The organism is Croceitalea marina, assembly GCF_042684265.1.
GTDB classification, from domain to species: domain Bacteria; phylum Bacteroidota; class Bacteroidia; order Flavobacteriales; family Flavobacteriaceae; genus Croceitalea; species Croceitalea marina.
In genome coordinates, this window is record NZ_JBHULB010000008.1 from 157,690 (window position 1) to 183,621 (window position 25,932).

Annotated in this window: 28 protein-coding genes; 12 read left to right on the forward strand and 16 right to left on the reverse strand. The window is 36.4% G+C overall.

What is annotated here, in order from left to right; all coding sequences use genetic code 11:
• Positions 1-11: 11 nt before the first annotated feature.
• The gene (locus tag ACFSQJ_RS07695) at positions 12-608 is read left to right on the forward strand and encodes a TetR/AcrR family transcriptional regulator (RefSeq protein ID WP_377766367.1); all 597 of its coding nucleotides are present in this window, start codon (positions 12-14) and stop codon (positions 606-608) included.
• Between the two features lie 4 nt (positions 609-612).
• Here ACFSQJ_RS07695 and ACFSQJ_RS07700 read toward each other — a convergent pair whose 3' ends face one another.
• The gene (locus ACFSQJ_RS07700; protein ID WP_377766368.1) at positions 613-2,055 is read right to left on the reverse strand and encodes a PorP/SprF family type IX secretion system membrane protein; all 1,443 of its coding nucleotides are present in this window, start codon (positions 2,053-2,055) and stop codon (positions 613-615) included.
• A gap of 53 nt (positions 2,056-2,108) precedes the next feature.
• Between ACFSQJ_RS07700 and ACFSQJ_RS07705 the strand changes: the two genes are divergently transcribed.
• Positions 2,109-2,660: a SixA phosphatase family protein gene (locus ACFSQJ_RS07705; RefSeq protein ID WP_377766369.1), complete on the forward strand. Its 552-nt coding sequence runs from the start codon at positions 2,109-2,111 to the stop codon at positions 2,658-2,660.
• Here ACFSQJ_RS07705 and ACFSQJ_RS07710 read toward each other — a convergent pair.
• Positions 2,647-3,390, reverse strand: a complete 744-nt coding sequence (locus ACFSQJ_RS07710) for a DUF6503 family protein (RefSeq protein WP_377766370.1) — start codon at positions 3,388-3,390, stop codon at positions 2,647-2,649. The genes ACFSQJ_RS07705 and ACFSQJ_RS07710 overlap by 14 nt on opposite strands.
• A gap of 78 nt (positions 3,391-3,468) precedes the next feature.
• On the opposite strand from ACFSQJ_RS07710, the gene smpB reads away from it, so the two are divergent.
• Positions 3,469-3,930: an SsrA-binding protein SmpB gene (gene smpB / locus ACFSQJ_RS07715; protein ID WP_377766371.1), complete on the forward strand. Its 462-nt coding sequence runs from the start codon at positions 3,469-3,471 to the stop codon at positions 3,928-3,930.
• Here smpB and ACFSQJ_RS07720 read toward each other — a convergent pair.
• Positions 3,927-4,568 (reverse strand): protein-L-isoaspartate(D-aspartate) O-methyltransferase, encoded by a 642-nt coding sequence (locus tag ACFSQJ_RS07720; protein WP_377766372.1) that lies wholly within the window; start codon positions 4,566-4,568, stop codon positions 3,927-3,929. The two genes, smpB and ACFSQJ_RS07720, sit on opposite strands and share 4 nt — an antisense overlap.
• 101 nt (positions 4,569-4,669) lie before the next feature.
• On the opposite strand from ACFSQJ_RS07720, the gene ACFSQJ_RS07725 reads away from it, so the two are divergent.
• The 9 genes from ACFSQJ_RS07725 to ACFSQJ_RS07765 are packed head-to-tail and all read left to right on the forward strand — an operon-like array spanning position 4,670 to position 13,347.
• Complete coding sequence (locus tag ACFSQJ_RS07725; RefSeq protein ID WP_377766614.1) at positions 4,670-5,635, forward strand: Gfo/Idh/MocA family protein; 966 nt, start codon at positions 4,670-4,672, stop codon at positions 5,633-5,635.
• A 38-nt stretch (positions 5,636-5,673) separates the two neighbouring features.
• Positions 5,674-6,561 (forward strand): 3-hydroxyacyl-CoA dehydrogenase family protein, encoded by an 888-nt coding sequence (locus ACFSQJ_RS07730; RefSeq protein ID WP_377766373.1) that lies wholly within the window; start codon positions 5,674-5,676, stop codon positions 6,559-6,561.
• 5 nt (positions 6,562-6,566) lie between these two features.
• Positions 6,567-7,802 carry a DUF1015 domain-containing protein gene (locus ACFSQJ_RS07735; protein WP_377766374.1) on the forward strand — a complete coding sequence of 412 codons (1,236 nt, stop codon included), beginning with the start codon at positions 6,567-6,569 and terminating at the stop codon, positions 7,800-7,802.
• 8 nt (positions 7,803-7,810) lie between these two features.
• Entirely contained in the window at positions 7,811-8,470 is a 660-nt protein-coding gene (locus tag ACFSQJ_RS07740) for a YggS family pyridoxal phosphate-dependent enzyme (RefSeq protein WP_377766375.1), read from the forward strand.
• 16 nt (positions 8,471-8,486) lie between these two features.
• Complete coding sequence (locus ACFSQJ_RS07745; RefSeq protein WP_377766376.1) at positions 8,487-9,764, forward strand: exonuclease domain-containing protein; 1,278 nt, start codon at positions 8,487-8,489, stop codon at positions 9,762-9,764.
• Between the two features lie 3 nt (positions 9,765-9,767).
• A complete protein-coding gene (locus ACFSQJ_RS07750) occupies positions 9,768-10,610 on the forward strand; it encodes an ion transporter (RefSeq protein WP_377766377.1) in 843 nt (280 codons plus the stop codon).
• Positions 10,607-11,530, forward strand: coding sequence for a tRNA (adenosine(37)-N6)-dimethylallyltransferase MiaA (gene miaA, locus ACFSQJ_RS07755; protein ID WP_377766378.1), 924 nt, complete (start codon positions 10,607-10,609; stop codon positions 11,528-11,530). Before ACFSQJ_RS07750 ends, miaA begins: the two co-directional genes overlap by 4 nt.
• Positions 11,523-12,017: a gluconokinase gene (locus tag ACFSQJ_RS07760; RefSeq protein WP_377766379.1), complete on the forward strand. Its 495-nt coding sequence runs from the start codon at positions 11,523-11,525 to the stop codon at positions 12,015-12,017. Before miaA ends, ACFSQJ_RS07760 begins: the two co-directional genes overlap by 8 nt.
• The gene (locus tag ACFSQJ_RS07765; RefSeq protein WP_377766380.1) at positions 12,010-13,347 is read left to right on the forward strand and encodes a GntP family permease; all 1,338 of its coding nucleotides are present in this window, start codon (positions 12,010-12,012) and stop codon (positions 13,345-13,347) included. Before ACFSQJ_RS07760 ends, ACFSQJ_RS07765 begins: the two co-directional genes overlap by 8 nt.
• A 47-nt stretch (positions 13,348-13,394) precedes the next feature.
• Here ACFSQJ_RS07765 and ACFSQJ_RS07770 read toward each other — a convergent pair whose 3' ends face one another.
• From ACFSQJ_RS07770 to ACFSQJ_RS07830, 13 genes are all read right to left on the reverse strand, one after another.
• Positions 13,395-14,108, reverse strand: coding sequence for a response regulator transcription factor (locus ACFSQJ_RS07770; protein WP_339333927.1), 714 nt, complete (start codon positions 14,106-14,108; stop codon positions 13,395-13,397).
• A 6-nt stretch (positions 14,109-14,114) separates the two neighbouring features.
• Positions 14,115-15,695 carry a sensor histidine kinase gene (locus tag ACFSQJ_RS07775; RefSeq protein WP_377766381.1) on the reverse strand — a complete coding sequence of 527 codons (1,581 nt, stop codon included), beginning with the start codon at positions 15,693-15,695 and terminating at the stop codon, positions 14,115-14,117.
• A 78-nt stretch (positions 15,696-15,773) separates the two neighbouring features.
• The gene (gene coaE, locus ACFSQJ_RS07780; protein ID WP_377766382.1) at positions 15,774-16,358 is read right to left on the reverse strand and encodes a dephospho-CoA kinase; all 585 of its coding nucleotides are present in this window, start codon (positions 16,356-16,358) and stop codon (positions 15,774-15,776) included.
• Complete coding sequence (locus tag ACFSQJ_RS07785; RefSeq protein ID WP_377766383.1) at positions 16,355-17,311, reverse strand: CdaR family protein; 957 nt, start codon at positions 17,309-17,311, stop codon at positions 16,355-16,357. The genes coaE and ACFSQJ_RS07785 overlap by 4 nt, the downstream gene beginning before the upstream one ends.
• Positions 17,312-17,315: 4 nt before the next feature.
• Positions 17,316-18,326, reverse strand: coding sequence for a glycosyltransferase (locus tag ACFSQJ_RS07790; RefSeq protein WP_377766384.1), 1,011 nt, complete (start codon positions 18,324-18,326; stop codon positions 17,316-17,318).
• A gap of 59 nt (positions 18,327-18,385) precedes the next feature.
• Entirely contained in the window at positions 18,386-19,198 is an 813-nt protein-coding gene (locus ACFSQJ_RS07795) for an enoyl-ACP reductase FabI (RefSeq protein ID WP_377766385.1), read from the reverse strand.
• A gap of 83 nt (positions 19,199-19,281) precedes the next feature.
• Positions 19,282-20,943, reverse strand: coding sequence for a DNA repair protein RecN (recN, locus tag ACFSQJ_RS07800; protein ID WP_377766386.1), 1,662 nt, complete (start codon positions 20,941-20,943; stop codon positions 19,282-19,284).
• 48 nt (positions 20,944-20,991) lie between these two features.
• Positions 20,992-21,885, reverse strand: a complete 894-nt coding sequence (gene porD, locus ACFSQJ_RS07805; RefSeq protein ID WP_377766387.1) for a type IX secretion system protein PorD — start codon at positions 21,883-21,885, stop codon at positions 20,992-20,994.
• Positions 21,878-23,083: a bifunctional phosphopantothenoylcysteine decarboxylase/phosphopantothenate--cysteine ligase CoaBC gene (coaBC, locus tag ACFSQJ_RS07810; RefSeq protein WP_377766388.1), complete on the reverse strand. Its 1,206-nt coding sequence runs from the start codon at positions 23,081-23,083 to the stop codon at positions 21,878-21,880. The genes porD and coaBC overlap by 8 nt, the downstream gene beginning before the upstream one ends.
• 2 nt (positions 23,084-23,085) lie before the next feature.
• Positions 23,086-23,412, reverse strand: coding sequence for a DNA-directed RNA polymerase subunit omega (locus ACFSQJ_RS07815; RefSeq protein WP_377766389.1), 327 nt, complete (start codon positions 23,410-23,412; stop codon positions 23,086-23,088).
• A 20-nt stretch (positions 23,413-23,432) separates the two neighbouring features.
• Positions 23,433-24,251 (reverse strand): outer membrane protein assembly factor BamD, encoded by an 819-nt coding sequence (locus ACFSQJ_RS07820; protein ID WP_377766390.1) that lies wholly within the window; start codon positions 24,249-24,251, stop codon positions 23,433-23,435.
• A 109-nt stretch (positions 24,252-24,360) separates the two neighbouring features.
• Positions 24,361-25,260: a 4-hydroxy-tetrahydrodipicolinate synthase gene (gene dapA, locus ACFSQJ_RS07825; protein WP_377766391.1), complete on the reverse strand. Its 900-nt coding sequence runs from the start codon at positions 25,258-25,260 to the stop codon at positions 24,361-24,363.
• 2 nt (positions 25,261-25,262) lie between these two features.
• Positions 25,263-25,796, reverse strand: coding sequence for a DUF6913 domain-containing protein (locus tag ACFSQJ_RS07830; RefSeq protein WP_377766392.1), 534 nt, complete (start codon positions 25,794-25,796; stop codon positions 25,263-25,265).
• Positions 25,797-25,932: the final 136 nt, after the last annotated feature.

Below are 25,932 nucleotides of genomic sequence, written 5' to 3' on the forward strand. Positions count from 1 at the left end.
AACCAGTATTCATGTCTACCAAAGCCGAACGCACTGCACAGTATATTATAGAAACTGTGGCTCCTATTTTTAACAAACATGGCTATGTTGGCACTAGTATGAGTCATTTAACCGAGGCTACTGGGCTTACCAAAGGTGCTATTTATGGTAATTTTGAAAATAAAGAAGCTTTAGCTTTAGAGGCCTTCAAGTATAACAGAAACCTACTATTGGGTAAGATTGATGATTTGTTAGACGCCAATGGGGACTCGTTAGATAAAGTGTATGCCCTCATAAATTTCTACAGGCAGTACGATGTTTTCACGATGCAAATGGGCGGTTGCCCCATTTTAAATATCGGTGTTGATGCACAACATAATAATTCGTTGTTAGTGGCCGCCAATAAAGAAACTATAAAAGAGATTGAAGGAAAAATTGCTTTAGTTATTGAAAATGGCGTTAAAGCTGACGAAATGAAAATTCCTGTTCCTCCCTTACAATTTGCCAAACAACTTTACACAATACTTCAGGGCGCTGTTGCTATGGCTACTATGACAAGGGATAGAAAATACTTAGTGAACACAATGGCTTATTTAGAACTCTTGGTTCAAAAAGAAATCAAAAAATAAACTACTAGTTTCCTTTCACTCTAAAAATCCACAACTTATCAGGATACTTACCGTTCATTTTGCTGTTTCTTGCATCACGGGCTTCTTGAATGGTATTATACTTTCCTAGATATACATAATTAAATTTATTTGTACTTCGATAAAAAGAACCTGGCCGTAATCCTTTAGCTGTCATGTTCTTCATAAAAGCTTCAAAGTACTTTTTAGTGCCGAAAACGTTGGCGATGAGATAAAAACCTGGCTCTAAACCTTCTATGTTCGTCCGACTTACTTCTTCGTACTTCTCATTTGGCAAAACAGTCACCTTCTTCGTCTGCGCGACGATAGCAGCTATACTATCTTGTCGACGTTGTCGTTCTTGACGAAGTAAGTCTTCATTTGCTCTTGCCGCTTGTATGGAATCTTGCTCTCTTCTTTTTGCTTCTTCTACTAAAGCCATTGTCTTTGCATCTTCAAGTGCTTTCTCCGCTTCGATTTCTTTTTTTCCTGCGTCATCTTCTTCCTTATTGACCTCTTCTTCAATCTCCAATTCATCAATAGATTGAGACTTCTTAGGCTTGCCAAATTGATAAGAGGCCAAGATTTCGAAAGTAGGGTCTGCATCGCTAAATTCACCACCTGTACCAAATTCGATAAGACCACCTAAAGAAACTTTTTCGAACAAGGTAACACCCAATCCGCCAGAAGTACCGTAAAAACTGTTGTATCCGCCCTGAAGCCAAAACTTAGCGGTTGAAAAGAGAACGTTTCCGCCATATTGCAAATCATAATTAGGAATAGATTTCACATAGGCCAGGGGTCTCACAAAACTATTAGGCAGTGACGGAAATAGGTTTAAAGAAAAATCATTGCTTATGATACCCGTAAAAATCATACTGTCATCATTCATTTGACTGTCGGAGAAATTGTAGTCCAAAACGTTTTCTAATGCAGCCGCAATATTAAATTGATTTATATTTAAACGGATGCTTGGTGAAAATTGGGCAATAAAATTGTTGATATCCTCCAACCCTAAAACGCCTGGTGCAGCATTAATGTTTTCATCTGCCAATTCTTGGCTAAACGCATAGATGTTCGCGCCGACTATCAGATTCATATTATCTTGTAAACGAAATGATTGCGCAAAATTCAGAAGCCCTCCGGTATTGAGAAAAACCCCTGTATTGTGCTGCAAAAAACCTAATCCTACTGCGGTTTTCTCATTAAAACTATGCGAATAGTTCACAAAAGTGGTGGTAGGATCACCATCAATAGTCTGCCATTGCCATCTGGTCCATAACGAAATAGCTCTTGGGTTGTTCCAATCCAAAGCGTAGGTAGCACTGAGCAGACTAGAATTAAATTGTGTTAAGGCGTGTTGCCTGAAATCGGCAGGTAGTACGGCCTCTTGCCCAAAAAGCCCACAAGAAAATAAAATCAGAAAGAAAGCAACTATATTTTTTCGCATAGCCAAAACTAAAAATTAAATACTACTTTTAGGTCTGTAAAGTTTGATTAATTATGAGAATTTCAAAAAAGCTAAAAGAAATAAAAGTATCTAAAGTCTGTCTTTTTGTTTGTATCGCCGCGGGGATTCTTGGCTGTAATCCTAAAGATACAGAAATAAAAGTAGACCCGATTATATCAACTTTTTATTTAATACGGCATGCAGAAAAAGACAGAACAGACCCCACCAATAAAGACTCTGAATTAAATCAAGATGGTTTGGGCAGGGCCATAAAATGGGCAGAGGTTTTTGAACCGATTGATTTAGACATCATATATTCGACCAACTATGAGCGCACTTCTATGACAGCTGCTCCTACTTCTGTTAAAAAAAATATTGATGTTACTTATTACAACCCAAGCGAAATTGATATTGAGGCTTTGAAAGCAGAAAATCTAAGCAAAAATGTTTTGATAGTCGGTCACAGTAATACCACGCCAGCGATGGTAAACAAACTACTTGGTTTTGAAAAATATGAAGCTATGGATGATACCGACAATGGCAGTCTTTTTATAGTTCGCTTTGTTGATAGCGTGGCTACGGACATTAGACTTAATATGAACTAACCTTTATACCATCTAATTCAATTTTAGAAAGTAGTTCCAATCCACCTGATTGAAATAGGCTGTCTATTTCAAAGATGGAAACGGATTTTTCTCTAGGTTTTAAATTGTTATAATCCACAAAGCGTATTCCTTCAACATAGCGCTCATTATAAGCCTGCCTAAAGCGTATGCCTCCTCCATCTACATGGAACTCGTAAGCCAAAAAGTCTGGTTTAAAAGTGTTTTTGTTGAACCAATACAGATAGATGTCATCAAAATCTTCACCACCATTGTTTTGATCGAATGTAACTTTTAGTTTATAATACAAGATATCATTTATGGCTATTTCTCCTAAAAGTTCCTTTTTTACGGCATCATCATTCAATCCAAAAGGCAGTCTGGCAAAATAATGAACAGAATTTACGGAGTTCGCATATCTATTTGCTATAGAATCCGATATGGTGATTAAACTATCATTAAAAAAACGTTGAAAGTCATTGTGAGTTTTCACATCTGTAATGCGAAGCGAATCCGCATAAGTAATCCGTTTGAGTATTTTCTTTCCGTCCATTACTTCAGACACATATTTTTTGTCCCTAAAAACAAAGGAAACTTTTCTCGTATTATGTAATTCTCCACCACTAACTGCAATGGCCTTGTCAATAATCTCTTGTGCTGTTAGTTTTTTATCTGTGGTTTCGGCGCAAGACGCCAATACTACTATTGATAATAAAAGAATAGTTTTTTTCATGAGATGTATGTCGTAAAACAAGCTTTAATAATTACAAAAATAGGTGCAATACTTTTAGAGTTCTTATTTTTGCAAGGCATGCAAAAAAAAATAAATATTAAAAACAAACGCGCCAAGTTCGATTATGAAATCTTGGATAAATATACGGCGGGAATTGTTTTAGGCGGAACCGAGATTAAATCGATACGGCTGGGCAAAGCTTCATTATCACAAAGTTTTTGTGAGTTTAACGATGCGGGCGAGCTTTTTGTAGTAAATATGCAGATAGATGAGTACAGCTATGGCGGACACTATAATCATAAACCAAAAGCCACACGAAAACTTCTATTAAATAAAAAAGAACTTAAAAAATTACGGAGGGAGGTCACTACTTCTGGCAATACTATTGTTCCAATCAATCTTTTTTTAAACGACAGGGGGCTGGCAAAAATGAATATAGGTCTTGCTAAAGGAAAAAAAGAATATGATAAGCGTGAAACCATTAAAGACCGAGAGAGTAAGCGTAATCTATCCCGATTAAAAAAGAGCTTTAATACTTAATTTTTATTTTCCAAAAGAGGAACAAATCTAAAATTTCCAAATTCCTTTTTTTCAAATTCCTTTTCAGATTTACGAACAAACAAGGTCATTACTTGTTCATCTACTCCAACAGGAATGACCAATCTACCGCCTATTTTTAATTGAGACAACAAGGGTTTAGGCACCAAGGGCGCGCCAGCAGTAACGATAATACCATCAAAAGGTGCCTCTTCGGGCAGGCCTTTATAACCATCACCGAAAATAATTTTCTTCGGGCGATAGCCCATTTTATTAAAGAAGAGTTTTGTTTTTTTGAAGAGCTCTTGTTGGCGTTCAATAGTATAGACTTTTGCTTTTAAATTTAATAAAATCGCGGTTTGATAGCCACTACCTGTTCCTATTTCTAATACTTTATGGTTTGGTCTTAATTTTAAAAGTTCCGTCTGAAAGGCCACGGTATAAGGTTGAGAAATAGTCTGCTCCGCACCAATAGGAAAAGCCTTATCTTGATAGGCATGTGCTTCAAAACTACTGTCTAAGAATAAATGCCTTGGTATTTGTTTAATGGCCTCCAAAACCTTTATATCGGTAACACCTTGGGATGCAACAATTTCGGCAAGCTTGTTGCGCATCCCCCTATGTTTAAAAGTATCTTGCATGATTTAGTTTGGTTCACGAATTTAAAAAGTTCTGGGCTAACTTCCGCAAAACGCTATCGCAAATTGATGCTATATCCGTATTTTTGAAGAAACTCAATTGTATGTTGAAAGTTGGTGTTCTTGGTGCCGGCCATTTAGGGAAAATCCATTTGAGATTGCTCCATCAATCTCAAAAATATGAACTAATCGGTTTTTATGATGCAGATGAAATTAACGGGAAAAAAGTTAGTGATGAATTCGGATATTCTTATTTCGATAATATCAATAAATTAATAGATAACGTCGATGTTGTAGATATTGTAACGCCCACCCTATCGCACTATGAATGTGCTAAGAAGGCCGTTGAAAAAGGAAAACATATCTTTATAGAAAAACCCATCACAAATACTTTGGAAGAGGCTGAATCTTTGTTGGATTTGGCTCAGACACATAACATAAAAGGCCAAGTTGGGCATGTAGAACGTTTTAATCCCGCATTTATAGCAGTAAAAGACAAGATTCAGAATCCAATGTTTATTGAAACACACAGGCTTGCCGAATTTAATCCAAGGGGCACCGATGTTCCCGTGGTATTAGATTTGATGATTCATGATATCGATGCTATTTTAAGTGTTGTTGGCTCAAATGTAAAGCGCATCAACGCAAGTGGAGTTTCCGTTATTAGCAACTCTCCAGACATTGCCAATGCACGGATTGAATTTGAAAACGGTTGTGTCGCTAACCTAACTGCGAGTAGAATTTCACTCAAAAACATGAGAAAATCACGTTTCTTTCAAAAAGATGCCTATATCTCAGTTGATTTTTTGGAGAAAAAAGTTGAAGTAGTTAAAATGAAAGATGCACCAGAAAGTCCAGGTGACTTTGATATGATATTACAGAATGCCGAAGGCGTAAAAAAACAGATCTATTTTGAAAATCCTGAAATAGATACCAACAATGCTATTCTAGATGAGTTGGAGACTTTTGCGGACGCCATAAATACCAATACAGAGCCTATAGTTTCCCTTACTCAAGGCACAAATGCCCTGCGGGTTGCTTTAGAGGTGATAGAGGCTTTTAAAAATTAAAACTCCCGCACTAGCGGAAATAAATACAAACTATTTTTATGAATACAATAGCTGTTATAGGTGCCGGAACAATGGGAAACGGAATCGCCCATGTTTTTGCCCAAAATGGACTACAAGTACATCTAGTAGATATCTCTCAAGATTCATTGGACAAAGGAATCGCGACTATCACCAAAAATTTGGATAGAATGGTGGCAAAAGAACGGATCTCAAACGATGACAAGGAAAATACACTTTCAAACATTACCACTTTTACCGATTTTAGAAGTGGAGTCGACGAAACTGACCTAGTTGTTGAAGCGGCCACTGAAAACCTGAGTATCAAGCTTGATATTTTTAAACAACTTGATACAATATGCGACCCTAAAACAATTTTAGCGACCAATACCTCTTCGATTTCTATTACACAAATAGGAGCGGCTACCGAACGCCCCGATAAAGTAATCGGCATGCATTTCATGAATCCCGTGCCTATCATGAAACTGGTGGAAATCATAAGAGGCTATAATACTTCCGATGAAGTCACAAATACCATTATGGAACTTTCTAAACAACTGGGCAAAACACCTACAGAGGTAAACGATTATCCAGGGTTCGTGGCCAATCGAATTTTAATGCCCATGCTCAACGAAGCTATTGAAACCTTATACAATGGCGTAGCAGGTGTTAATGAAATTGATACCGTAATGAAATTGGGTATGGCCCACCCTATGGGGCCCTTACAATTAGCAGATTTCATAGGTTTAGATGTTTGCCTATCAATATTGAATGTAATGTATGAAGGATTTAAAAACCCAAAATATGTGCCTTGTCCCCTTCTTGTAAATATGGTCATGGCTGGTAAATTGGGCGTAAAGTCAGGGGAAGGTTTTTATGATTATGCGGAATCAAGGAAAGCAGAAAAAGTATCATCTCAATTTAGCTAGTGTAAATGGCTACGATAAAACCATTTAAAGCTATAAGGCCAGCTACGGATAAAGTGGCATTTGTAGCTTCTCGTTCGTATGAAGAATACCAAGAAGAAGAACTTCAGTCTATCTTAAAGTTCAATCCCTTCTCCTTTTTACACATTATTAATCCAGGATTTAAGTTCGATAAATCCATTACGGGTAAAGAGCGTTTCAAACTTGTGCATAATAGATATTTGGAGTTTCTTGAGGATGCCATTTTTGAAAAAGACGAAGCCCCGAGTCTTTACCTCTATAAAATAACCAACGAAAATTTTAGTAGTCTAGGGCTGTTTTGTGCAACCAGTGTTCAAGATTATAGGGATAACATTATCAAAAAACACGAAGATACCATTGAAAAAAGGGAAATTCTTTTTGCAGACTATCTTAAAACGGTTGGTTTCAATGCCGAACCTGTTTTAATGACCTATAAAGACGATAAAGTTATCGCCAGTATTTTAGAAAGAGAAGTGCAAAAAGTTCCGATTTATAATTTTACCACAACGGATAAAGTTCAGCATCAACTCTGGAAAATCTCTAAAAAAGAGACCATCTCGGCTCTAGAAGATGCGTTTTATAAAATGGATGCGCTTTATATTGCTGACGGGCATCATCGAAGTGCTTCTTCATGTCTTTTGGCAGAGGCTTGTAGCAAAGCAAATAAAGATCATTCGGGTAAGGAATCCTATAATTTTTTTATGAGCTATTTGATTCCGGAGTCAGAGGTTAAAATCTATGAGTTCAACCGTATGGTCAAAGATTTAAATGGACTTTCAAAGGAAGAATTTCTAATTCAATTAGATACTTATTACCGCATTGAAAAAAGAGATGACGGTATATACAAACCAAGCAAAAAACACCACTTTAGCATGTATTTAGACGGTGAGTTTTATTCCCTTTACCTGCGCAAAAAAGTATATCAATTTTCAGATGCTTTAAGTGAATTGGATACCCAAATTCTTTATAAAACTATCTTAGAACCTGTATTGGGAATTTCTGACTTAAGAAATGACAAACGAATCGCCTATGGTTATGGAAAATATAACCTCATTAAAATGAAAAATAATATTGACAATGGTGATTTTGCAGTTGGGTTCGGTTTGGTGCCCATTACGGTAAATGAAATAAAAGCTATTGCTGATGCTGGTTTGGTTATGCCCCCAAAAAGCACCTATATAGAGCCCAAGTTAAGAAGTGGTTTAGCAATTTACGAAATATAAAATCTTACATGTCAATTACAAAAAGCTTAAATGAAATAAGAACCTCTATTCCAGACCAGGTAACCCTTGTTGCTGTCTCGAAAACAAAGCCTAATGAAGATTTGTTAGAAGCATATAATGCAGGTCAACGTGTTTTTGGCGAAAACAAAGTGCTAGAGATGACCCAAAAATGGGAGACACTACCAAAAGATATAGCTTGGCATATGATTGGGCATCTTCAACGCAATAAGGTGAAGTATATGGCAGAATTTGTTTCCTTGGTGCATGGTGTTGATAGTTTTAGACTACTTAAAGAGATTAACAAACAAGGTGCTAAATGCAATCGTACCATTGATTGTCTTCTACAGATGCATATAGCGGAAGAGAATACCAAATTTGGTTTAGGCGAAAAGGAGCTTTATGAAATAGTTGATTCCGAGGAATTTAAATCCATGGAAAATATTAAGATTGAAGGATTAATGGGAATGGCGACTTTTACGGATGACACTGATCAAATCAGAAAAGAGTTCAAGTCTTTAAAAAAGACATTTGATAACTTAAAACAGCAACTTACCCATATAGATACCTTGTCCATGGGCATGAGCGGCGACTATAAAATTGCCATTGAAGAAGGAAGCACTATGGTGCGTGTAGGAAGTAGTATCTTTGGAGCCAGAAATTATTCTTAACACAATTGCAAAGTTCATGTATGCCATTCTGGATATAGAAAGCACTGGCGGAAAATATAATGAGGAGGGCATAATGGAGATTGCAATCCATCGTTTTGACGGTCATAAGGTTGTCGATAAATTTATTAGCCTTATTAATCCCGAGCGAGACATTCAACCCTTTGTGGTTAATCTTACCGGAATAAACAATAAAATGTTGATTACGGCCCCAAAATTTCATGAGGTCGCCAAACGTATTGTTGAAATAACCGAAGATGCGGTTCTTGTTGCCCATAACGCGCAATTTGACTACCGCATCTTGCGCACCGAATTCCGCAGGCTAGGCTATGATTTTCAGCGAAAAACATTGTGTACGGTAGATCTATCAAAAAAATTGATTCCCGAAGCGGAATCACATAGTCTTGGAAAACTAGTACGCTCTTTAGGCATTGCAGTTAGTGATAGACATAGGGCAAACGGCGATGCTTTGGCAACGCTTAAGCTTTTTAAATTACTCCTGAACAAAGATTCGAATAAAACCATTATCACAGAGGTAATACGAGAAGAGACTTTAGGAGAACTTTCTGCCAAACAGTTAGACATTGTAGATATGCTTCCTTCAGAAACGGGGGTGTACTATATGCACGACAAGAATGGAGAAATACTTTTTATTGGGAAGTCAAAAAATATAAAAAAGAGAGTAAATCAACATTTCACCAATGTTGGTTCACTTGCCAGAAAACTTCAAAAGGAAACCAAGAAAGTCACCTTTGAAAAGACTGGCAGTGAACTTGTTACCCTGCTCAAAGAGCATCATGAGATCAAAAAAAATAGTCCGACCTATAACGACAAAAGAAGACGTAAGGGATTCTCACACGGCATTTATGCATTCGAGAGTGCCTCTGGCCTTCTATCATTAAAACCTGAAAGGGCCAATGGCCAGGCCAAGCGTTTAGGGAGTTTCAATAGCATGCGAGCTACACAAAATTTTTTGGTTAAAGTCATTGATGAATTCGAGCTGACCGAAATACGAGATAATATTAAAGTCTTAGAGGCCTTTGAAAAATACAGTATCGACAATAGAGATGTTATCGTTCTAGACAAAGGGCGAGAACTTGGCGAACAAAGTGCGATCTTAATTAAGAACGGTTGTTTGAGCGGTATTGCATTTGTAGATTTAAATCATCAACTAAATAATATTCATATCTTAGAATCCATAATTACTCCAATGCAAGGTGATGAATATTCAACTTTCATCATAGAGTCTTATTTGCGCAAGCGGAACCGAATAAAAATTATAGAACTAAACCAATAATCATTGAAAGAACACAAGGTACAATCTGGATGGCGACATAGGCTCCATGAGGTAATTTATGAAGCCGATACTCCTGCCGGCAAATACTTTGATATTGTATTGTTCTTTTTAATTATTGTGAGCGTTTTACTGGTAATGCTTGAGAGTGTTGACGAGATTGATGCGAAATATCATAGTCTATTAGCGACTTTTGAATGGATAATTACCATCTTCTTTTCTTTTGAATATATCGCAAGAATTATAAGCATTAAAAAGCCTTTTAAGTACATCTTTAGTTTTTATGGTATAATAGATTTTATATCGACCATACCGCTATATCTTTCTTATATTTTCGCTGGTTCGCAAGTTTTATTGGCTGTCAGGGCTTTTAGACTATTACGTATATTTCGTATTCTAAAATTGGTTAAGTTTTTAGGGGAGGCTTCACAACTTAATGCTGCCTTAAAGGCCAGTAGGGCCAAAATTGCTGTTTTTATCTATGTTGTTTTGATTCTTTCTGTAATTATGGGTACGGTCATGTATCTTATTGAGAGTGACGAAGCAGGATTTACTAGCATTCCAAGAAGTATTTATTGGACCATTGTTACTCTGACCACCGTTGGCTATGGTGATATTGCACCGCAAACCAATTTGGGTCAGTTCATTGCCACTATTATTATGATTTTAGGTTATGGCATTATAGCCGTACCTACTGGTATTGTCACTGTTGAGTTTTCAAAACACGGCAAAAAGAACAAAAACAACATGAGTGTCGTGCACACAAATACGCAAGCATGCCCAACCTGTACCGCTGAAGGTCACAGAGATAATGCCAAGCATTGCTATAATTGTGGAGATGAATTATGAGTCCCAAACTATTGATAGCTGTTGTTGGATCAACAGCAATAGGAAAAACAAAACTAGCCATTGCCCTGGCACAGCATTATAATACAGAGATTTTATCGGCAGATTCCCGACAGTTTTTTAAAGAAATGCAAATCGGAACTGCGGTTCCGTCCTTTGAAGAACTAGAAAGTGTCAAACATCATTTTATTCAGCATAAAAGTATTTTCGAACCATATTCCGTTGGAGATTTTGAGCGGGATGCGCTGGAATGTATAAATCAGCTGTTTCTCACCAAAGACGTAGTTGTTCTTGTAGGGGGCAGCGGACTTTATGTTGATGCCGTAGTCAACGGACTTGATGATTTTCCACAAGTGCATCATGACATACGTAAAGTACTTAAAACCGACCTTGAGAACAAAGGAATAAAGTATTTACAGACTAAATTGAAGGAGTTAGATCCTGATTACTATCAAAAAGTAGATTTAGAAAATCCTCATCGATTAATTCGTAGTCTTGAAATATGTATCGGTACAGGAAAACCATACTCCTCATTTTTAAAACAAAAGAAAAATGAACGCTATTTCAAAACAGCTTATATCGGTATTCTTGCTGAACGAGAGGTAATCTATGATAGAATCAATAGAAGGGTAGATTCAATGATGCAAGAAGGATTGCTAAAGGAAGCCGAATCGTTACATGCACACAAAAACCTTAACGCCTTGCAAACTGTTGGTTATAAAGAACTTTTCGATTTTATGGATGGTAAATATTCTTTGAATAAAGCCGTTGAAGAAATCAAAAAAAACACGAGAAAATTTGCCAAGCGCCAGCTTACATGGTATCGTAAAAATACAAGTATATTTTGGGTAGCTTTTGATGCTGAACAAAATGATATTTTAGATAGTTTTAAAGAACATTTAAAAGCAGTCTTTCATGCGTAAAACCATATTTTTTGTGATGGGTGTCTCAGGAACAGGAAAGACAACAATTGGAAAACTCTTGGCAAAAGAAAACCATATGCCCTTTTTTGATGGAGACGATTACCATCCAAAGGAAAATATAAAAAAAATGGCCTCTGGCAATGCACTAAATGATGATGATAGATTCGATTGGTTGGCCGAACTTAATAAACTTGCTATAGAGAATAAAACACATGGGGCAGTAATAGCCTGTTCCGCCTTAAAAAAAAACTATAGGGTTCGATTAAAAGATAAAATTGAAGAGAAAGCTATCTTTATCCATTTGGAAGGAGCTTATGAAGATATTAAGAAAAGACTTGACAATAGAGAAAATCATTATATGACTTCTGCACTATTAAAGTCCCAATTTGAAATACTAGAACCCCCAACTGAAGCAATTACAATCTCTATTTTAAATACACCAAAAGAAATAATCTTAAAAATTTTAAGCCAACTAAAAAATGATTGAAGCCAATTTAATTCTAGCTGTTGTATTAGGTATTACTGTACTATTACTCTTGATTTTAAAATTAAAGATTAATGCGTTTATAGCATTATTGATTGGAAGCATTACAGTGGGTCTAATAGCTGGCCTAGATGCTCAACAAATAATTAAGACCATACAAGACGGTATGGGTAACACTTTAGGCTTTGTGGCTACTGTGGTAGGTCTTGGAGCTATGTTTGGTGCTATTTTAGAAAATTCTGGAGGAGCACGAGCTATTGCAAACTATATGATAGACAAATTTGGAATAAAAAATTCCCCGACAGCAATGTTAATATCTGGGTTTTTAATTGCTATTCCAGTATTTTTAGATGTTGCCTTTATTATTCTTGTTCCTATGATTTATGCGTTGCAACGAAAAACAGGAAAATCGCTTTTACTCTATGCAATACCTTTACTAGCTGGTTTGGCAATTACACATGCTTTTATACCTCCCACTCCCGGTCCAATTGCAGTTGCAGATATTATTGGCGCTGAACTTGGTTGGGTTATTCTTGTTGGTTTTATCGTTGGTATACCTACAGCACTAATAAGTGGATTAATTTTTGGAAAATATATATCCAAAAAAATGCATATCCCCGCCCCAAACGAAGCCAATGCAAATGAAGAAATAATTCTACCAAATGTTGGGTTAACGATATTAGTAATTGCAATTCCTATAATATTGATTATTTTAAAGGCAATTGCAGAAAGTGGTATACTCCGAATTGAAAATAAACTATTTTTAAACTCCATCTCTTTGATTGGACACCCCTTTTCTGCACTTATACTAGCTAATTTTTTAGCGTGGTACTTTTTTGGAATTAAAAGAGGATTTACTAAAGAAAAATTGTTTCAAATTACAAGTAAATCATTAGCCCCTGCTGGTACAATAATTTTACTTACTGGTGCTGGTGGTGTATTTAAACAGACACTTACCAATACAGGAGCGGGTGAACTATTAGCAACATCATTAGGTGATTTAGGCTTTCCAATTCTTGCTTTCGCTTTTATTAGTGCTTCCGTTGTAAGAATAGTTCAGGGATCTGCCACCGTAGCTATGATAACAGCTGCAGGTTTGGTTTCACCTCTTCTAATTAATACAACATTATCTCCTATAGAATTGGCCTGTGTGGTAATTGCAATAGCATCTGGAGCAAGTATATTTTCTCATGTAAACGATAGTGGGTTTTGGCTAGTAAATCAATACCTAGGTATTACCGAAAAACAAACCTTTAAGTCTTGGACGATGATGACTACAATTTTAGCTGTGACGGGAATGGCGGCCGTTTCACTTCTTTATATGATAGTATAAAAAAACCGCCTTTTGGCGGTTTCTTTATTTAAAATTAAAATCCTGTTTTATTCGCCTTCTACCTTTACCACTAAACGGAATCCTTCACCGTGAATATTCAAAATCTCAACAACATCGTCACGTTTTAGGTATTTACGAAGCTTGGCGATATAAACATCCATACTCCTAGAAGTAAAGTAGTTATCGTCTCTCCATATTTTAGTCAAGGCCAATTCCCGAGGCATCAAATCGTTTTCATGCAAGGCCAAAAGTCGTAATAACTCATTCTCTTTAGGTGAGAGCTTAATAGGCTCTTCTTCTTTGTATTTTAGAAAACGAAGTTTAGAATTCAAATGAAAGTTTCCGATTTTAAATTCGAACTGCTTGCTATCTGCTAGGGTATTAGAGGCTTTTCGCTGAAGTATTGCTTTAAGTTTCATCAATAATACCTCAGAGTCAAATGGTTTATTTAAATAATCATCCGCGCCCGCCTTATATCCTTTAAGAACATCTTCTTTCATTGTTTTGGCAGTCAGAAATACTATTGGCACATTTTCATTCTTTTCTCGAATTTCCTTAGCTAGTGTAAAACCATCTTTATAAGGCATCATAACATCTAAAATACAGACATCATAATTATCTTTCTTGAATTTTTCAAAACCCTCCATTCCGTTTTTTGCAAGAACAACATCAAAATCATTCATCTGCAAATAATCTTTCAAAACGATTCCAAAGTTTGGATCGTCTTCCACCAAAAGTATTTTCTTGTTTTCCGTTTCCATATTTTTTTAAATTAAAGGTAGTTTAATATAAAAAGTGCTTCCTTTTCCTTTTTCACTCTCAACATAAACCTCACCTTGGTGATCATCAATTATTTTCTTCACATATGCCAAGCCTAAACCATGACCCTTTACATTGTGTATATTACCTGTGTGTTCTCTATAGAACTTTTCAAAAACTTTTTTTAACACGACCTTACTCATACCTGAGCCTTGGTCTTGTACTTTTATTATAATGCTATTTTTCGCCTTTTCTGTAAAGACATCTATTTTTGGTGCCTCTGGAGAATATTTAACCGCATTGTCCAATACATTGACAATTACATTAGTAAAATGCATTTCATTTGCCAAAACATCAGACCTTTCTGCCTTTAAATGCGTTTTCACATAACCACCCCTATCTTCAACAATCAATTCTACATGGGCTATGGCATCATTTATTATGTCGTGGGCATCTACCCTATCTTTACTAATGTCCAATTGATTTTTTTCAAGCTTGGATATTCGTAATACATTTTCCACCTGGGCATGCATTCTTTTATTCTCATCTCTAATCATCCCAAGATACCTCAGTACTTTATCTTTGTCATCAATCGACTTCGGGTTTCTTATCGCCTCAACAGCCAAGTTAATCGTAGCAATAGGCGTTTTAAACTCATGTGTCATATTATTGATGAAATCAGATTTTATTTCAGATATCTGCTTTTGCTGTATCAATTGATAAATGGCGCTTGAATAGGCAATTATGATTACCAAAACAAAAATCAATGACAACACGGCCATGGTCATAATGCTACCCATTAAGAATTTCTTTTTGTTAGGAAAAGAAATCAATAATGCAAAATCTGTAACGCCTTCACTATCCCTAAAAATAGGTGTGTCGTAAATCGCCGTATTCTTAAATTTGAATTTTTTAGATTTTACTTTGGTAGGAAAACCACTGCTGTAAACTCCATATTCAAAATCAATATCGATACCTCTATTTTCAAGCTCTCTGTTCAATAAAAGTTCAATTTCTTGCTTAGAGACCCTATCATGTATTGGTACTTTTTTAGCCCTCTCTCTAAAAACATCATCAAAGGCAGCTTTCTCCATTTGGGTAAGCCCCCCTATTTTTTCCATTTTTTGGATTGGTGTCAAGGCATATCTTTTACCGTCCAAACCAAATTCTTCTTTAAGGACCGTTGTTGTTCTTTTACTCGATAAATTTATTATCGAGGTAGAGTCACTATCTCCAGAATTGTCAAAGAACATTGAAGATGATCCATAATCCTCTTCTAAAATTCCATGAGAATAAAATCTAAGCTCATCAGAATTTAAATCTCGGTCAACAAAAAAAATGCTTTTATACTGCGACGACCGAGGCACCTTGGCGCTATCAACGTAGGTTGCTACTCTATCATTATAATCCCTTCTCTCCCTGCTTTCTACCCTATCCGCAACCTTATCTAAAACATCTTCAACCGCATTCGAAAATTGCTCTTCCTTATCTTCAACAGACTGCTTGATCCAATAGACCTGAACAGAGATGATTCCAATAAGCGAGAGGCTCATTAAGATGACGAGAAGAACAAAACGCTTCTTGTTCATTATGGTAAAATTAGAAATTTAACATTTAGACCATTTCCCGTTTAACCTAACCTTAACAAAAATGTTAAAATTCTGCGGTTAATTGGCTTCCGCCAGTAGTTGGTCGTGAATTTGTTTTATACTTTCAGAAGTCTTTTTTAAATCAATATTTTCAACAAGATAATCGGCCATTCCGCTTTTTTCTTCATCGGTCAATTGATTGTGTATTATATCTAAAACGGCACTTTCATCTACTTCATCCCTATCCATGACCCTTGCTATTCGAACAGACACAGGGGCGGTAACCAATATTATTTTATCATAATTATCTTGGGCCTTATTCTCAAAAATGAGCGCCGTTTCTTGTATTACGTAAGGGGCGTCTTGTTCTGCACACCAATCTTTAAAATGCTTTTTTACCTTAGGATGAACAATTGCATTAAGTTGAGATAGTAGATTGTCATCTTTGAAAACCTTACCTGAAATATAATCGCGATTCAATACTTTTCCCTTATAAGCTTTTTTCCCTAATAGCTTTATTAAGGAATCCCTGATGGGTTTCGAAGTATTCATGAGGTTTTTAGCCTCTTTATCAGAATCATATATCGGAACTCCCAATTCCTTAAAAAGTTTAGCTATCGTACTTTTTCCACTTCCAATACCTCCTGTCAAACCTACAATCATAGTTTTTCTAAAACAAATTCAACTTTGCCGGTCAATAATTGTACCGAATAGATGTTCGCAGGTGTTCGCTTAAGCTGAACGTTTAGGTATTTTGATTCTTTATTTAATAAAGAATTGTAATCGACGACTACCTCAAAGTCAGAAAGTTTCATAGTTTTTAAACTTTCTAAACTTGCCTTACATACCAGTTCTATTTTATTTGGAAAGGTTTTAATTCGATAGCCCTCTAGAATATTAACCGAACTTAAAGGAATTTCGAAAGCTCTTTCAGAAAATTCTACAATCTTACCTGAAACCTCAACAACTTCTTGAAGTAATATGGTATTATCGATAGCCTCAGGCTTTATCAACAGTAGTTTTTCTGAAAAATCATTTGACAATCCTGTTAAAACCAATGGCGCTGTAAAAACCTCATTTATTTTAGCAATTTCTTTGGCAGGGCCTTTAATGGAAACCGTTTTAGGCTCTAAAATTAATCCTCCATCTAAAATATGGTTTGAAGCTACATCAATAGTGATGTTCGGGTTAATGGCCACTTCTTTTGTCGCTACCTTATACAGATCAATGAAAAAAGTATCTTTTTCAAGTTCTAATAAAGATACAGTGTTCGAAAGCTGGCGTTCAAACTGCACTTTTAATTCCGTGTCCGTTAAAAAGTAATCATTGTCTTTATTGTTCACTTCTTGTAGGTTAACTCTAATTTTTCCCTTGGTAATACCATATCCCAAAAACTGAAATCCGCTCGCCCTAATTTTAGCGACTAAATAATCAGTTTCCTTTGTATTTAATAAAAGAGAGTCTGGAAATTTTGTATACACCAATTCGAAATTTGCACGGGACTCATACGACTCTGATAACTTGCTAATACTCCAAGCTAAAGTAGAACATGCCAAAAACAAAAGGAATATTTTTACCTTTCTCTGATTAAGACCACCTAGGATTTTTTTTAGCACAACTCTATTGTTTCTTAAAGAATAGCTTTGGAAATAATTCCTCGGCCGGTTTAGTGCTAAAGTTAAGCAAGAAGGTCGACTTTAAAAAACCCCAACCATAACCAAAAAACTGGATTAGAGTTGCAAAAATTGAAAGTAAAGCAATTGCTAAATTGCGATTCTTTAAAAGAGAATCTATAAAAATTAAAGCGAAATAGATACTATACCACCATAAAGGCCATGAAAACGCCATGGCATAAAGTATAATTGAAAACAACAATCCTAGAATAAAAAAAGTTGGAAACCAATAGGTCAACTTAGCAGTGCCTAGATGCCATTTATTTAGAATCGGTCGAACCATTCCAAACTTATGAACTTGTTTGTAAAACTTGCTCCAATCTATTCTGCGCTTATGATACACGAATGCCTCAGGAAACAAACGTGATGTATAGCCCGCTTTCCAAATTCTAAATGTTAAGTCTGGGTCTTCACCTGGATGAATATTACCGAAACCTTGTGTCGCCTCAAAAGCTTCTTTAGAAATACCCATGTTAAAACTACGCGGTTGAAACTTGTCCAGAGCTTTTTTGTTACCGCGAATACCTCCAGTAGTAAACAATGAGGTCATTACGTAATTTATTGCCTTCTGAACTAATGAAAATGACTCATGCGCGGCATCTGGCCCACCGTAGCAATGCACAAATTCATCTTCGAGCTCCCTCATCGCTTCTCTTAAATACTGCGGAGGAATAATACAATCTGAATCTAAAACAACAAAATAATTGCCTTTTGCATGTCGCATGCCGTAATTTCTAGAATCTCCAGGACCGGTATTATCCTTTTCATAATATGAAATCTGAAGCTGCTCTTTAAAGAACTCTATAACATTGGCAGAACTTAATGTAGAACCATCTTCAATTATGACAACTTCGAAAGAGCGGTCAAAATCTTGCTTTGAAAGGCTCTCCAGTAATTCTTGAACCTCCTCAGGTCTATTGTAAACAGGAATGATGAATGAAAAACTTAAATCAAGCATACGTATATAAATACGAAAGCCATCCTATTCTGGATGGCTTTCAAAAAAATTAAATCGTATTATTCAGTGAACTCGTCAATAACCTCTTGACTTACGCCGGTGTTAGAGAAACCACCATCATGAAACAAGTTCTGCATGGTCACCTTCTTGGTTAAATCAGAGAACAAAGAAATAGTATAATCTGCACAATCACCTGCAGTGGCATTACCTAGAGGAGACATTTTTTCGGCATAACTGATAAAGCCATCAAAGCCTTTAACACCTTGCCCTGCAGTTGTTGGGGTTGGCGATTGAGAAATTGTATTTACGCGCACCTTTTTCTCTTTACCAAAAAAGTATCCAAAGCTACGTGCCACAGACTCTAAATAAGCCTTGTTGTCAGCCATATCATTATAGTCAGGAAAAGTACGTTGCGCCGCCATATAGGTCAAGGCCACTATACTACCCCATTCATTCATGGCATCTGCTTTGTAGAGTGATTGCATTACTTTATGAAAGGAAAGTGCAGAAACATCCCAACCCTTAGTTGTAAAATCATATTTTTCATCTGTATATGCACGTCCTTTTCTAACATTAACAGACATACCAATAGAATGTAAAACGAAATCCAGCTTACCTCCTAAAATTTCCACCGATTTAGAAACCAAATTTTCTAGATCTTCTTCATTGGTAGCATCAGCCGGAATAATTTCTGAGCCCGTTTTTTCCGCTAAAGCCTTTATTTGGCCCATTCGCATAGCGATTGGCGCATTGGTCAAAACAAAAGTACCACCTTCTTCATGAACTCGTTCAGCGGTTTTCCATGCAATAGAATTTTCATCTAACGCTCCAAAAATGATTCCTCTTTTTCCTTTTAACAAATTATACCCCATGTATTTTTATTGTTGGTTTAGGCGGCAAAGATAACAATTTGGGTATTGATTTAGTAGCTGTGCGAAACCAAATAATGGTTAGACTAACTATTAGACTCCAACAACTCTCTTGCATGGGCTATAGCAGAACTAGAAAGAGATTTTCCTCCTAGCATTTCTGCCAGCTCACTTACCCGCTCTTCTTGGCTTAACCGTTTCATATGCGTTGTAGTGCTAGCGTCACCTTCTTCTTTAAAAACTTTAAATTGATACACTCCTTTAGACGCCACTTGAGGAAGATGAGTAATAGAGAACACCTGCATGTTTGAACTCATTTCTTGCATGATTTCGCCCATTTTATTTGAAATTTCTCCAGAAACCCCAGTATCAATTTCATCGAACATCAAAGTGGGTAAATGTTCATATTCCGCCAAAATTGATTTTATGGTCAACATTATTCGAGAAAGTTCACCCCCGGAAGCTACCTTCTTTAATTCACCGTAGGTACTGCCCTTATTTGCGGAAAAAAGAAAGGTAAGTTCATCTTTACCGTTTGGTTTGAAATTTTCTGATGGTGTAATAGCAATTTTAAAGGTCGCCGAGGCCATACCCAAAGCCGCTAGCTTTTCTTGAAGCAATGATTTTAACTTTGGAATAATAGCATTACGTCTTTCACCAATTTCTTTGGCAATTGCATTTAAAGCAGCTTCACTTTCTGAAACAGTATTTTGCTTTTCTCTAATTCTAGACTCGATATTAACAGATGCATCAACTTTAAGTTCTAAATCTTCTCTTATTATCAGTAACTCTTCGACAGATGCAACCTGATGTTTTTTAAACAAGTTATGTAATAATTGTAACTGGTTATTCACTTCTTCTAAGCGCATTGGGTTAGCTTCTACAGTCTCTTGCTGCACTTCTAACTCACTGGCAATATCTACAATTTCAATGGCAATTGATTGTACTCTTTCGTTTAACTGCTCGAACTGTTTTCCAAAACCCGTTAATTTTTGGGTTGCTTGCTGCAATTGGGCAACACTGTTTAGTATGCCTACCTGTTCTGCATTCAAAAGTTGATATGTGCTAGATAATTGCTCGAGTATCGTTTCGACATTATTGAGCTGTTCATACTCCGTTTCCAAGGTCTCTCGTATTCCAGGTTGCAAAGGAGCACTTTCCAATTCTTTAAATAAGAAACTGTTGTAATCTAGTTCTTTGTCCGCATTGGTTTGAAAATCAAGCAATTCATTCAATTCTCTTAAGATGCTTTGATGGACTTTTAGTTTTGAAGAATAGTTTTCTAAGTGTTGGGCATTCTCCGCTAGGGCATCGATAACTTTCATCTGAAAGTCATTTTCAGTCAAGCGCAAGGTTTGATGCTGAGAATGAACATCTACCAGGCGTTCTCCTAAACCAGAAAGGATATCTAGGGTGACAGGTGTATCGTTAATAAAAGCACGAGACTTGCCACTGGGTAATATTTCACGTCTTAAAATTGACTGATTTTCATAATCTAAATCATGAGTCTCAAAGAATGAACCCAGATTATAGCGCGCGATTTCAAAAGAAGCCTCGATAATACATTTTTCTTCTTTCTTTTTTAAAGAAGATAAGTCCGCCCTTTTTCCTAAAACCAATGAAAGTCCTCCTAAAAGGATAGATTTTCCAGCCCCTGTTTCACCGGTAATGGTAGTAAACCCTTTAGTAAACGAAACGTTTAAATCGTCTATTAAAGCATAATTTTTTATAGAAAGGTGCGTAAGCAATGTGTTTTAATTTAGAACGCAAAGATATATGTTCTAGGCAAAAAAATACTAGTAGCTTATCTGACTCCAAGTATTGGAATAAAATGGCGCTACATTATTCAGGGTTTCTTTAAGTTTCACGATATCGACCTTAGGACCATCAGAGAAAATATTTTGAATTTCTTCAGATTTAGCGTCAAAAAAGGTTTGAATCAAGAATGCATTAGGTCTTCTTTTGATAAGCGTTTCAAATAAACGCAAACTACCTGAAATCACCTGTTTACCGGTACTATTATTGTCTCCTAAAATATCCATACCCTTTCGATGGTAATTGTACATGGCAATGCGATATTCCCTAAAGGTATTAGAAAGTAAATTATCCACTAAATCAAAGCGGGTTCTATTATCTTGTGCGGATTGCGACCAACCTGCAAAATTACTGCCTTGAGCCTGGGTGACAATATTCTGTGCTTGTCTATAATAATCGTCGCCACCTTGTAAAGAAAATGTATCAGCGTCTAAACCTAACATAATATAGACATAATACGAAATCACCCCCACCAAATTAGAATCAAAGCTATTGGTGTTAAATATTAGGGGTTGAAATTCTTGATACCTAAAGTTGAATGAATTGTCTTTATAATTAAAAATGGGCGTCTCGTATGAAGTATTATAGACCGGTCTAGAAGATTGTAATTGTATCGTAGCATCAAAACGGTCACCTTCTCCTTTGGTAATGGTAATGAACATTCTGGAGTTCAACTTTTCGTTTTCTTTAAAAGTACGATTGGTCCATTTTGTTTTGTTTACAAAATCGTTCAAAGAACGTTCGAGGGTTTTAAACACTTCCGGTCGTGTTTGTAAGACTTGGTCACCGTTTACGGTAATTTCACAGTTCAACTCTTGACCAATAGCTATGGCCGAAAAAAGTAAACAGTTCAAAAAGAAAAAATATCTACCCATGAATTCTTGTAATGATTTCTGACCAGATGTCTGCGGCAACTTCAGACTTTGTCTTTAATTCAAACGCTTTTACCTTAGAATTCTTATCAATGAAGGTTATTTTATTCGTGGTTCCGCCAAAACCTGCTCCTTTGTCTTGTAAAGAATTCAAAACAATGGCATCTAAATTTTTACGTTGCAACTTATTTTTCGCGTTTGCCTCTTCATTTTCGGTCTCCAAGGCAAAACCGACCAAGTATTGATTTTTCTTTTGCTCGCCCATTGACAACAAAATGTCTTTTGTTCGCACTAAGTCAATCTGCAATCCTTCTCCTTTTTTCTTAATTTTTTGTTCTGAGATTGATTTAGGGCGATAATCGGCAACGGCAGCTGCACTTATCGCAACTTCTACTTCTGAATAATATTTATGAACTGCATTATACATTTCTTCAGCAGTCGTAACCCTAATCAATTCAATACCATAGTGCGATACTGATAAGCTTGTTGGACCGGAAATCAAAAAGACCTGAGCACCCAAATCAGCTGCTCTTTTAGCCAATTCGAAGCCCATAGTACCAGAAGAACGATTTCCTAAAAAACGAACAGGGTCGATGGCCTCATGTGTAGGCCCAGCAGTAATCAAAACTTTCTTGTTAGATAGCGATAATCCTTCAGCTAGATGCTTTTGCAAAAAAGCAATAATATTTTCCGGTTCGGCCATACGGCCTTCGCCTACCAGTCCACTTGCCAATTCTCCAGATTCAGCCGGAATCATCACATTTTCAAAATCTTGCAGCTGGTCTAAAGAAGTTTTGGTCGAAGGATGCTTGTACATATCTAAATCCATCGCCGGAGCATAATAAACAGGACATTTGGCAGAAAGGTAGGTAGCAAGCAATAGATTATCGCAAGTACCATTTGCCATTTTAGAAAGGGTGTTCGCAGTTGCCGGGGCAATTAAAAAAACATCTGCCCAGAGACCTAACTCTACATGATTGTTCCATGATATACTTTCGTCGGTTTCATTTACAAAATCGGATAAAACCGGATTCTTAGAGAGGGTAGAAAGTGTTAGCGGAGAAACAAAAGAGCTGGCGCTTTGGGTCATTACAATTTTGACCGTAGCGCCAGCTTTTATAAGTAATCGAACAAGAAAGGTTGTTTTATAAGCAGCAATCCCTCCGGTAATACCTAAAAGGACATTTTTACCACTTAACATAACTATGCGTCTTTCTCAGTGTTTCTATAATAAATTTTGTCTTCTAACCATTCGTGAACGGCAAGTGCATGTGGTTTAGGAAGTTTCTCATAGAACTTAGAGACTTCAATCTGCTCTTTGTTTTCAAAAACTTCTTCTAAACTGTCACTGTAAGTAGCAAACTCTTCTAATTTTTCTAAAAGTTCTTTCTTGATTTCAGAGTTGATTTGAATCGCCCTTTTAGAAGCTATAGAAATAGCTTCATATATGTTGTCGGTTTTCTCGTCGAACTCGTTTTTATTATGAGTTACAGTAGTAACCGGAGCTTTGGTGTTTTTTAAATCGTTCATTTTATTTTCTATTATAAATCTTATTTGGCATTCTCTTGAAAGCCTTCTAATTCTTTTGTTATTTTTTCGTAGAGATTTGTAGCCTCTTTGTCATACTTTGTTTCAGGATAGGATTTCTTTAAGGCATTATAGGCCTCCATTGCTTCTTTCAAACGTTCTTGCATACGCTGCGGTGTACTATTGAACGCCAAGTTAGCTGAGGCCTTTACCCTATAGTAAAAGGCATCTTCACGATACTCAGAACCTGGGTTATCAGCAATGAAATTATCCAAGGCAGCGATTGCCGAAACCAAGATGGGGTAATTAAACTCCCCCAACTTATCAAACTGTTTTGCAATCTCTATCTCTTTCTTTTCTTTTTTCGTGGTCAATTCCTGCGCCATGGTGTTAGCATCTGCAAAAAACTCAGATTCAGGATAGGTATTTATAAACGTTTGCAGTTTACTAAGGGCTTTATCAGTGTCCGTTTGATCCAAGCTATACTTAGGTGACAACTCATAATAACTTTTAGCTCCTAAATATGATGCTTCTTGAATTTTATCGCTCTTTGGATAGGATTTAATGAACCTCTCAAATTGGTAACCGGACAAGTAATAATCTCCCGTTTTGAAATACGTGTTGGCAAAGAAGAACATTACACGTTCTCCTTGGGGTTTACCCACGTATTTAGGTGCAATTTGTTCAAACAGTCTTTTAGCGCGTTTGTAATCCCCCTCATTATAGAACTTTTCGGCCATATCATATTTAGCCTTAATATCCGTGTTTTTGAGTACCTTTTGGTACTCATTACATGAAACTAAAAAGATAGCAGAAAAAAGTAAAGGTAAAATAGACCTCATTGTCAAAAATATTTGGCAAAATTAGTGATTATCAACGGATATAAAAAAAATAGTTGCACGCACAAACATATGCCCTCAGAAAGGCAATACCAATAGTTTTAGCGAAGATTTAACTATGCGAAACCTCAGCGGTTTCCAAAGTATCTAAAAAGTGCTTGATTTTTACCTTTAATTCTGGGCTTGCATCCATCAATGGCAATCTCACATGAGCATCGCATATCCCCAAATGTTCAAATATGGTTTTAATTCCAGCAGGATTACCTTCTTCAAAAATTAGATGCATCCCATTGAGAAGGGCATGATGGATTTCATAAGCTGCATCCGAATTGCCTTGCAAACCATACCGAATCAATCTTGAGAAAGAATTGGGAAGTCCTTGTCCTAAAACTGATATCACCCCTGCCCCACCTGCCAAAACAGTTGGCAAAGCGGTAAAATCATCACCTGAAATCACCATAAAATCGGTTGGTTTTTGCTCTAAAATGGCATCTATTTGTACCATATCACCACAAGCCTCTTTTATGGCTATGACATTATTACAATTCCGTGCTATTCTTAGGGTCGTTTCGGGCAACATATTACTGCCGGTTCTAGAAGGTACATTATAAAGAATTATAGGGATGGGAGATGCCTTGGAAATCGCCTTAAAATGTTGATATATGCCTTCTTGCGTAGGTTTATTGTAATAGGGCGAAACAGAAAGTATCGCCGTGAATTCTTCCAAATCGGATTCGGCCAATTCTTCAATAATTGCCCTAGTATTATTTCCACCTATACCAACAACCAAGGGCAACCTGCCTGCATTAGCGTTTATAACAGTCTTCTTAACGAGTTCTTTTTCGGTTTTGGACAAGGTTGCAGATTCTGCCGTGGTTCCTAAAACCACCAAATAATCTATACCTCCAGCAATGCAGTGCTCAACAATACGTTCTAGACCACTAGTGTCTATAGAAAAATCTTTTTTAAAAGGAGTAACCAATGCCACACCTGTACCCATCAATGCTTCCATTACTATAATTCGTTAAGAACCTTTAAATATTTTTTCAACTCTGCCCTAAACACATCAAAGTTGCTTACAGCGGTATCGAAAATTAAATCATTCAATTTCGTATCCACCGAAGGAAAACCAACTTTTATTCTAGCGTTTGTACGCGCTGTCAATAAGTTTAGTACAAGCTTATCATCTGTATAATAATTAATAAGCACATCATACTCCCTATCAACAAACTCTGAAACAAACCCGTTTTCAATTGTACCGTTCCATCCTAAATCTTTATCAGTGCAAAACTGAATTCCGAATGGCGAATGTGCGGCTTCATCTTTTTTATAGCCAATAATTTTCACCCCATTTGGCTGTAATGAAAAATCACTTATCAACTTGTTGAATGCCTCAGGGTCAGGAAATTTATCCATATCAACGATGCATCCTATTGAGGTAACACCAGCTTTTCGACTACTTAACGGTTTAGGTTTTTTTAATTCGTCTTCTAAATATTTAAGTCCGGATTTGACTTTAAATTTATCTTGAATTGCCCTGAATATCATTTGAACTTGCGCATTTACACAAAGGTAATTAATATCCTAGCAATCTATTAGCAAAGATAATTAACAATAATTGTTTAAAAATAAACAATATGTTTTATTTATAACATTGACTCATTCATCACTTACTCCCTTTCAT

Bases quoted from the DNA above. Each gene is read 5' to 3' on its own strand.
- ACFSQJ_RS07765 (WP_377766380.1), top strand. From the start codon at position 12,010: ATGATTGAAGCCAATTTAATTCTAGCTGTTGTATTAGGTATTACTGTA.
- ACFSQJ_RS07760 (WP_377766379.1), top strand. From the start codon at position 11,523: ATGCGTAAAACCATATTTTTTGTGATGGGTGTCTCAGGAACAGGAAAG.
- coaE (WP_377766382.1), bottom strand. From the start codon at position 16,358: ATGATTGTAGGTTTGACAGGAGGTATTGGAAGTGGAAAAAGTACGATA.
- ACFSQJ_RS07820 (WP_377766390.1), bottom strand. From the start codon at position 24,251: ATGAGGTCTATTTTACCTTTACTTTTTTCTGCTATCTTTTTAGTTTCA.
- ACFSQJ_RS07710 (WP_377766370.1), bottom strand. From the start codon at position 3,390: ATGAAAAAAACTATTCTTTTATTATCAATAGTAGTATTGGCGTCTTGC.
- ACFSQJ_RS07830 (WP_377766392.1), bottom strand. From the start codon at position 25,796: ATGATATTCAGGGCAATTCAAGATAAATTTAAAGTCAAATCCGGACTT.
- ACFSQJ_RS07695 (WP_377766367.1), top strand. From the start codon at position 12: ATGTCTACCAAAGCCGAACGCACTGCACAGTATATTATAGAAACTGTG.
- ACFSQJ_RS07745 (WP_377766376.1), top strand. From the start codon at position 8,487: ATGTATGCCATTCTGGATATAGAAAGCACTGGCGGAAAATATAATGAG.
- ACFSQJ_RS07795 (WP_377766385.1), bottom strand. From the start codon at position 19,198: ATGGGGTATAATTTGTTAAAAGGAAAAAGAGGAATCATTTTTGGAGCG.
- coaBC (WP_377766388.1), bottom strand. From the start codon at position 23,083: ATGTTAAGTGGTAAAAATGTCCTTTTAGGTATTACCGGAGGGATTGCT.
- dapA (WP_377766391.1), bottom strand. From the start codon at position 25,260: ATGGAAGCATTGATGGGTACAGGTGTGGCATTGGTTACTCCTTTTAAA.
- ACFSQJ_RS07815 (WP_377766389.1), bottom strand. From the start codon at position 23,412: ATGAACGATTTAAAAAACACCAAAGCTCCGGTTACTACTGTAACTCAT.
- ACFSQJ_RS07790 (WP_377766384.1), bottom strand. From the start codon at position 18,326: ATGCTTGATTTAAGTTTTTCATTCATCATTCCTGTTTACAATAGACCT.
- ACFSQJ_RS07770 (WP_339333927.1), bottom strand. From the start codon at position 14,108: ATGGAAACGGAAAACAAGAAAATACTTTTGGTGGAAGACGATCCAAAC.
- ACFSQJ_RS07730 (WP_377766373.1), top strand. From the start codon at position 5,674: ATGAATACAATAGCTGTTATAGGTGCCGGAACAATGGGAAACGGAATC.
- ACFSQJ_RS07775 (WP_377766381.1), bottom strand. From the start codon at position 15,695: ATGAACAAGAAGCGTTTTGTTCTTCTCGTCATCTTAATGAGCCTCTCG.
- ACFSQJ_RS07725 (WP_377766614.1), top strand. From the start codon at position 4,670: ATGTTGAAAGTTGGTGTTCTTGGTGCCGGCCATTTAGGGAAAATCCAT.
- ACFSQJ_RS07740 (WP_377766375.1), top strand. From the start codon at position 7,811: ATGTCAATTACAAAAAGCTTAAATGAAATAAGAACCTCTATTCCAGAC.
- ACFSQJ_RS07720 (WP_377766372.1), bottom strand. From the start codon at position 4,568: ATGCAAGATACTTTTAAACATAGGGGGATGCGCAACAAGCTTGCCGAA.
- ACFSQJ_RS07700 (WP_377766368.1), bottom strand. From the start codon at position 2,055: ATGCGAAAAAATATAGTTGCTTTCTTTCTGATTTTATTTTCTTGTGGG.
- miaA (WP_377766378.1), top strand. From the start codon at position 10,607: ATGAGTCCCAAACTATTGATAGCTGTTGTTGGATCAACAGCAATAGGA.
- smpB (WP_377766371.1), top strand. From the start codon at position 3,469: ATGCAAAAAAAAATAAATATTAAAAACAAACGCGCCAAGTTCGATTAT.
- porD (WP_377766387.1), bottom strand. From the start codon at position 21,885: ATGGGTAGATATTTTTTCTTTTTGAACTGTTTACTTTTTTCGGCCATA.
- ACFSQJ_RS07705 (WP_377766369.1), top strand. From the start codon at position 2,109: ATGAGAATTTCAAAAAAGCTAAAAGAAATAAAAGTATCTAAAGTCTGT.
- ACFSQJ_RS07735 (WP_377766374.1), top strand. From the start codon at position 6,567: ATGGCTACGATAAAACCATTTAAAGCTATAAGGCCAGCTACGGATAAA.